Origin of the sequence: Planktothrix sp. FACHB-1355, assembly GCF_014748295.1 — a bacterium.
In the GTDB taxonomy this organism is placed as follows: Bacteria; Cyanobacteriota; Cyanobacteriia; order Cyanobacteriales; family Aerosakkonemataceae; genus Aerosakkonema; species Aerosakkonema funiforme_A.
This window is the reverse complement of record NZ_JACJUP010000161.1, coordinates 1-8,738: the sequence shown is the minus strand read 5'-3', so window position 1 is coordinate 8,738 and position 8,738 is coordinate 1. Positions and strand designations below refer to the sequence as shown.

The window sequence follows — 8,738 nt, the reverse complement described above, 5'->3', positions numbered from 1 at the left end:
AGTGTACCAAAGCTTCACCTGGAAAAATAGACCGGCGTGGGCGATCGTGACTTGCTTGTCTTTATGAGAATAAAAGCTAACTTGGAATTGTCTGGGATTACCTTCAAGTCCCGTCCCTATTGCTTTGGCTATAGCTTCTTTCGCACACCAAAAGCTTACTACAATTGTTTGTTTTTCGGTTTGAGACAGTGGTATTTTCTCTAGCAGTTCAATTTCCGAACTAGAAAAGGCACCACTGAGCAGATCGTCGGCATGAATCCGATTGAGGCGTTGGAGATCGACACCTATGCGTTGGTTGGAATTTGCTAAAGCTGCTATGACATAGCCTTGACTGTGGCTGATGGAAATATCGGGAATTGGGCTGACAGCTTCCAGTTCTGGACAACAAACTAGCGGTTTACCCAAGTCTGTGGCAAAAACTTCAATATCTACAGGTGCAAGTTGCAGACCGAAGTTTTGTTTTGCCCACTGACGGATGGCATCTTTAGCGGCAATTCGACCCAACAACCAATCTTGACGACGCCGCCCTTTTTCGGACAAGCCGTACCAAAAATCACGTTCTTTTTGATTTAGCATCAAATGGACGAGTACGCGCAGCCAAATTCCCCAGGAATCGTTGAAGAAATTTTCAGTAAAGGGGTCAATTCGCCGACAAACTAATTGAGTTTCTGTCTGCATCCAGGGCCTGGATAAATAAGACGTTTGTGGGTGTAATCGGCATTCATAGTAATGGGAAGGGATCTCGAAGTAACGATCTTGCCAACTTTCTACTCTGATAATTACTTTACCGGAACGATCGAGTAAATCCATATTAGCTTCGGTGAACTGGTTGCCGATGAATTCGATCGACCCCCGTCCCAATATCGAAGTGCCGGGGGGTAAAGGTGGCGCGTACAGATGAATGGCACGGACAGAGTAGGGAAAGACATTAAAATCGCAACGTCCAAACAAGTCCGATACCCAGTAGCCGACTAATTGTCCTGTGTTATCAAGCAAACCTGCATCGGTTTGAAAAACTGGGTTTTCGATGTGACTGAAAAAGTCGTTAATTCCAATTACTTCTAAATCTGCTTCTATTCCCTCCTTACCCCATTGTCGAATATGTTTGACCCCTTGAAACAGAGGGCCGTGGAACATTCCGGTACGATACAACTCGGCATCTGACCACCGCGAAGCAGCTGGCTGCTCCAGATGAAACTCCATAGTATGAGGAGCAGACGGGTATCGATCGGCCAATCTGACAGAACCTTCAAACACCAAGTGGCGCGTGCTGGGATCGCTTGTGCCGGACTGGAATAACTGCACCCGGACATCGCCAGTTCGCTCATCCTGAGTAGACTGCCTTTGAGCTTGAATATAAAGAACGATCTCTCCTCGATCGAGCGCTAACCAGCGATAACCTCGGAGATTGTGGAAGCCGATCGCCACTTTATTGCCACCCACCAGGTAAACAGCCGCTTCTGCAAGCATTTCCAAGCTGATTGTAAACGGAATTACAGGCAGGGGCAAAAGTTCTGGATGGATTTGAGAAAGTTGACCGCCGATAGTGTGATCCTGGAGAAAAATATCTTGGTTGATATCGAAGCGACGGACGCTATACAAATGCTCGTAATCGCTTTCTAATATGTCGCCTAAAAAAGGCCAAGCAGATTCACCTGTGCTAGTTGGTAATTCGTAATGGGGAATAACTAACGAGTTAAATTCTTCCCCATTACTAAACATAGCGTTGGCCACCCGTTCTTGACTCACCAGGAATTCTTGCATTAAGTCAAAGTGGGCAAACAGAATTGATAATTGAGTGTCTGCGGTTGCTTCGGAAACTCGGCTACTGACAGTAGGAGCAGTCTTAACCGGAGGAACAGATGAAATTGGAACTTCAACGGTAGAACTGACAGTGACTTGGGAGTCAAAAGCAACGGTAACTGAGCGTTCGATGTTCGGGAGCGATCGATCTCTGTTGACTGTTGACTGTAATTCTCCCGATCCATTAGCACTCTGCTTATCTACCTTGAGCTTATCAATATCGGTTTGCTCAACTATTGGGCGAGAGTCAGTTTGCAAAAGGAGTTTGTTTTTTACTGTTTGGACTAACTCTGGTTCCAGCCGTGCGATCGGCATAGTCAGCTTTAAGGTAGGATTCAATTTTTGATTGAGATGACTCAAATTAAAGGCTTTATCTAAATTAACCGGAACTAGATCCCGTAACTGATAAAGCGGGGTGAAATTAACGGAAATTCGATCTACAAACAGCCGCGCCAATAAATTTTGAATTTGCTCCAGTCCTGATTTTCGCTGGCTATTGGAGGCGAGTGCCAAATAATTTCGCCCCCGGAGAATGTCATCAACAAAAGCTGTCAGATTTCCTCTTGGGCCAACTTCAATATAGGTTGTGACGCCGAGATCGTAAAGCTTGGCGATCGTTTCCCGGAACTTTACGCGGCTAATCCACTGTTTTGCCGCCAGATCGCGAATTGCCTCTGGTTCGCTGGGAAAAGCTTCGCAGATGGCACAACTATACAAAGGTGTCTGCGCGGCTCCCATGTCTAAAGAGGCATAAAACGATACAAGAGCGTTTGCCACTGCCTGATTTAAAGGGGTGTGGTTGGCTCGACCGTAGGGAAGTAGCGAGCATATTCCGCCGACGGCTTTAAAATAACGCATCGCATCGTGAATATGGCTTTCATCGCCAAAAATTACCACCTGGTTAGGGCAGTTGTCCATTGCCAGATGCAGCCGTCCCGGCAATTTTTCCAAGTATTGCTTGAGGGTATTTGAGTCAATATTGCCGATCGTCAGTAAAGCTCCCTTGGGGATACTATCTGATGCTTTCAAATCTTGATAAATTCGGTTGAGACGGCGCATCGCCGCGATCAGTTCCGATTTATCCTTTAAGCGGACAATGCCAGAGGCAGTGAGCGCAGTGGTTTCGCCCGCACTGTGTCCGACCATGACATCGCAGTTAATGTTGAACTGGTTGAGTAATTCTAACAAAGCTCTGGAAGCAGTAAAGACTATTTCCACGCCGACATCTTGAGCGTATAATTGCGTTTCTGTCAGTTTTTGTGCGGCGGCGGAAAGACAGGTGGGAGGCGGGAAAATTATGCGGCTGGGGGGATAGGCTCTTTCTGGATAGAAAGTTTCATCTAACAGATCGAACCATTCCCTAACTTTGGGAAAATACAGGCAAAGATCGGCCAGCATATTCGTATACTGGGCACCTTCACCTGGAAATAGGAAGGCTATTTTTCCCTTGTGAGATGTTTCGCTGTAGTAGATGCCATTACGAGCTTGTATGCGCTGCTTATTGGGGTCAGCCAGTTTTTCTACAGCAAAATTTAGTTTTGTTTCTAAATCTTTTAGATCGCAAGCAATAATAGCTAGACGGTGGGTGCCGATATCGAGACGCGAAAGAGTATAAGCGAGGTTAGCTAGGGATATTTCTGGTTGACTTTTGAGTAGTTGGAGAATTTGGTTAATGCAGTCGAGCAGCTTGGGGCGATCGATTCCTGAAAATACTAATAGCTCTGTCGGCCAATCTTGATGCAGTATTTTTAAATCTTTTGGCTGGGATTCTGTGTCCTCTTCCAAAACCGCGTGAGCATTTATGCCTCCAAAGCCAAAAGCATTAACCGCAGCTCGTCGGGGTGAATTTGGCAGTCCGTGAATCCAAGGACGAACCTCAGTGTTAATGTAAAAAGGCGTTTGTTCGAGGCCCAAATTACTATTGACACCATCGCATAAAGTCGGTGGCAATACTTTATGGTAAAGCGCCAGTGCAGTTTTAATCAGTCCTGCTACGCCAGCAGCAGGCAGACAGTGACCGATCATTGATTTTACCGAACCCAGCGCACAGGTAGGCAGCAATCCTTCTCGCTGACCGAAATATTGGGAAAGTGCCTGCACTTCGGTTCGATCTCCCAAGGCAATTCCAGTACCGTGAGCTTCTAACAGACCGATAGTAGCCGAATCAATACCCGTATTGGCATAGGCGCGTTGCAAAGCCAGAATTTCGCCCTCCAATCGAGGTGCCATCAATCCCAGTGCTTTGCCATCACTCGAAGTACCAACACCTTTGATGACAGCGTAAATGCGATCGCCATCTCGTCTGGCTTCCTTCAATCGCTTCAGCACCAACATTCCCAGACCTTCACCAAGCAAAGTGCCATTAGCGTTGGCGTCAAAAGGCCGGATATTGCTTCTTGACAAAGCTCCCAACTGACAGAAAATCATCGCAATTACTGGCGGTACCGACGCTTGTACCCCACCGGCCAAAACCATATCGCAGCGACCGCTGGCTAATTCACCAATAGCAAGATCTACCGCTACTAGGGAAGAAGCACAGGCGGCATCAACAATATAATTAGGTCCCATCAAATCCAGCCGATTGGCAATGCGACCTGTCATAATATTTGGCACCAGCCCCGGTGCTGTCTCTGCATTAAAAGCTGGTAAGCTGGCTTGTAAATTTTTGCGGATATTCAGCAGCGTTGCTTCATCCAAATTGGGACATATTTCTCCAAGTAATTCCAGCGTCTGATCCACAATCATCCCGTGCTGGATTAAGTTACTATTGCCACGATTGGGATAAGTTCCCCGTCCAATAATAATGCCTGTTTTTTCTCTATTAAATGGTCGTGACTCGTAGCCTGCATCCCAAAGTGCATCCCGTGCTAACTTTAAAGCCAGATATTGGTCAGGTTCTCCACCATCTACCGAATTCGGAACAATCCCAAATTCTACAGGATTGAAAGCTGCTAATTTGCCAATAAATCCCCCAAGCCGCGTATAAATTCGATTATTTTCTTTTGAGTTTGGATCGAAGTATGGATATGCCCACTCATCTGGCGCTGCGTGAACGGCATCTACTTTATTGAATATATTTTGCCAATAACTGGGCATATCTTTTGCGGCAGAAAACAGCGCAGATATGCCTATAATTGCTACATCATCATTCATTTCATTTCCAACTTTTTTTACTGTTGTTCATTTGGCCGAATTTACTAATTTTTCAACCCCATTATTTAGCTATTAGCCAAGCGATTTAGGGCTGAATTACAAGTACTTTCCACATCTACGATATAGAAACAGACTTGACCGTCTTCATCTGTGAAAACAGCATCATATACTAAGCTGTACTCGTCAGCCTGTTTAACGCGGAAAGCAATTTTTAGCGGTTTGTTGAGTAATGATTTGGCACAGCGTACAATTTTCCCAAAACGGGAAGGAAGGGCAGTAGTATTTTGTTGAATGCGACACCAGACAATTGCTAACTGGGGAGCTGTATCGATTAGACCTGGATCGAATAGCCAGTGAGAGTGATTTTGGTGTCGAGATGGAACCCATATGTAACTTAAGCTAGGCATTACCCGCGCATCAATTCCTTGCGGATTCACACAATCAATAGATGTCATTAGCTGGAATTTTGGCCCGTGAAATAGGTATTCGCGGTAAGCAGTACCAGTATCCAAGTCTGTACCCGATCCTAAAAGCGATGGCACACTTGGAGCCTCACCCAAATGGGTGCGGAGGATAAAAAAGGCGCGGTAGAAAGGAATGTTCCTGTCTGGATCGACAATTTCTGCCGTAACCTGTAAAGATTCGGCGTCAGCGTGAGTAGAAGCGCGACCTTTGAATACAACTTTTCTTCCCGCTTCCGATTCCAGCACTAGACCCCGCAATACTCTGAGGTCGCGCACTTCGGAGACAATCCATTCTGGCCAAGCTGCTTGCACAAATTCAGCCATCCATTCCAATGCACCTGCGGCAGGTAAAACCGGCTTTCCATCTAAGCAGTGATCCGCAAGATAAGGATCGCTGGATAGGGAGAAGGTATGTTTCAGGGTAACTGTACCGTTTGGTTGGAGTTCCGGCTGCGAAGGTAGGAGAGGGAAAGAGGGGAGAGTGGGGGAATTAATATTTTGACTTTTGACTTTTGAATTTTGACTTTCTCCATGTTCGGCTTCGTAAGCTTCCCACGGCCCTTCACCTGCGATTACCTCGGTTTCTTGCTTACGTCCGAAACACAACTCCCGTACAAAAAATTCGCGACCGGCTTCCAGAGGAATGGGGATAATACCGCGTTCTTTAAACTGGCGTTTGACGCCTTCCGAAGCCATACCCGTAGTATCCCACGGCCCCCAGTTGATGGCGACAACGCGGGTGTTAGGCCAGCGTTTGTGCAGTTGCCAAGCAAGGCGATTGACGACTTCGTTAGCCGCACCGTAATCTGATTGGCCGCGATTGCCGTAGCGTCCGGCAACGGAGCTGAAGAAGACAAGCAATTTTAATGATTCGGGTCGCAAATGGCGACTGAGGATAAAAGCGCTGTCTACTTTGGTATCGAATACCCGATCGAATGAAGCGATCGTTTTATCGACAATCAGTTTATCTTCGATGATGCCAGCACCGTGGATAACTGCATCTAAACGACCGTAACGGGAATATATGCCATCAATAAGGTTGCCAAATTCGGCGGCATTTCTGACATCGACTGACAGATACTCTACTTTAGCGCCCGATCGCTTAAATTTTTCCAGGTTTTGCCGAATAGCTCTTTGCGTCAGCAATTGCTGTAGCTGAGTTTCAATTTGTACTGGTGTGGGCGATTTACCGCTGCCAAGCGCTGACTTTACTAAGGCTTGCCGCAACTGCGCTGCGTTTTCTATAGTTGCCGTTTCCGGGGTTTCTGCTGTCAGGGGCGATCGACCCACCACGATCAGACTGCAACCGCTCTGAGCTAAGTCTACCGCTATTTCTGCCGTAATCCCACGGGCACCGCCAGTGACCAACACTACCGAATCTGAAGTAATTTCAAATTGCCAATTTGAGATTTCAGATTGCTCTAATTCCTCATTTAGAGATGCGGGGACTGTGTGGAAAACAGTGCGGTTTCCTTGCGGATAACCTACTTCTAAGCGACCTGCTGGCAACAGTAGCTCTTCGATAACGTGAGTCGCGATCGCATCCGGCTCAATACTGGTATCGAAATCGACCGCCTTGGCGCGGATGCCCGACCACTCGGTAATCAGGGTTTTTAACAACCCATTGCTGCTGCCACCTGTGGGTAAACCAGACCCACCCTCACCGTCGCGACCGAAGTAGCCGCCCAATAAGGAAGCTGCCAGTACCCGACCTTTCTGACCTGCTTTTTGCAAATCTTCGCTACATATCTGTAGTAAATTAAACAGACTCTTTGCGTGAATTTGCGTATAGTCGCGCCACTCGGATATTGTTTCCGGTATGGGAATGACGGCGAGGGGTGCCAAATGTACAATTCCCATGACCGAGCCGTGGATTTGACGCTGTTGGGCGACAAACTCAATTAGCTTTTCCGGGTGTGCCAGCAGGTCGATGGAAACGATCGCCGTGTGAGCGCCTTTCTGTCGCAAGGTGTCGCTGATGCGATCGGCTACCGATAGCCGATCGTCTGTAATTAAGTACAGACCGACGGGCAAAAGTAGTTCTGCATCGGCGGCGGGCTCCCGCTGTGCCTGCATTACATAGCGTGGGATAGTTTCGTCCCGTTGTGAGACTTTCCCAGGCTATTCACCTCCTGACGCACGGGTACGACCGCAGATGGCATTTCCACCAGCTGTTTGACGAGATTGTTGAGAGATTTGACGCGGGTGAGGCTTTCCATTTGCGCCTGCATACTAGCGGCTAGGGATTCTGGCAGGGTTTTCTGCAATGCCCCTAAAATTTCCACTCGTTTGATCGAGTCAATTCCCAGTTCTGCTTCCAAGTCTTGGTCTAATCCCAGCATTTCGGTTGGGTAGCCCGTGCGATCGCTCACTAAAGCGAGCAAAATTTGAGTCAGGCTGGTGCGATCGAACGCAGGTGCTGTCGTAGGAGTTGGTGCTGCTGGTGCTGCTGTTGGTGCTGAGTCAGGCAGACTTTGCACCAGTTTCTCGACAATGCTGTTGAGAGATTTGACGCGGGTGAGGCTTTCCATTTGCGCCTGCATACTGGCAGCTAGGGATTCTGGCAGATTTTTCTGCAATGCTCCTAAAATTTCCACTCGTTTGATCGAGTCAATGCCCAGTTCCGCTTCTAAGTCTTGGTCCAATCCCAGCATTTCCACTGGGTAGCCGGTGCGATCGCTCACCAACCGCAATAAAATTTGCATGATTTGGGTGCGATCGAATGCTGCGGGTGTAGGAGAGTGAGGGACGGTCGTGGCAGAGGGTGCGATCGGGGAAATTGACTGAGTTGAAGAACTTGTCTCCAGCACCGATGAAGAGTCTACTGATTCTTTTCCAGTAGTAACTGTTACCTTGCGAGAGTCGAGATCCGATCGCGAGTAGGAAAGTGGCTGCTCGGATTTTTCAGAAACAATTCGTACTGGTGCGATCGTTTGGGGATAAGCTTTAGTGGGGCTGGCATCCTGCCTGCTTTTGATGTTGCCATTGTGTCCGTTCTGATGTGTAACCGTCGGCTGTGCAATCTGCACAGGATGATTCGTTACAGGTAAGGATTGTGGTGCAACCTGTGGTGCAACCGCGATCTGACTGCTACTGAGAAACTGGTGCATCACTTTTTCTTGCAGGCTCAAGAATTGACGCATGGTTTCTTGGTAGGCTTGGTAAGCCATTAGCGCCACTTCTGGTTGGGGAACCCGATTAGCTGCTTGTACCGATGTGACTGGCGGTTGAGAAACACTTGCTGGTATTGGTTGTGACATTGGTCGCGATGTAGTTGATGAACTTGCTACAGTTGGGGTTGGCTTTGTGGGCGCTGGC

General features: G+C 47.7%; 3 protein-coding genes. All 3 read right to left on the bottom strand.

All coding sequences use genetic code 11. The annotated features are described in order from the left end of the window. The coding region (locus tag H6S82_RS09860) for a type I polyketide synthase (protein WP_191056180.1) at nucleotides 1-4,956 on the bottom strand (4,956 nt) is incomplete at its 3' end. A gap of 65 nt (nucleotides 4,957-5,021) precedes the next feature. Continuing rightward, nucleotides 5,022-7,496 (bottom strand): SDR family NAD(P)-dependent oxidoreductase, encoded by a 2,475-nt coding sequence (locus H6S82_RS09855; RefSeq protein ID WP_190467264.1) that lies wholly within the window; start codon nucleotides 7,494-7,496, stop codon nucleotides 5,022-5,024. Next, the coding region (locus H6S82_RS09850; RefSeq protein ID WP_206756858.1) for a phosphopantetheine-binding protein at nucleotides 7,496-8,738 on the bottom strand (1,243 nt) is incomplete at its 5' end. The genes H6S82_RS09850 and H6S82_RS09855, both read right to left, overlap by 1 nt.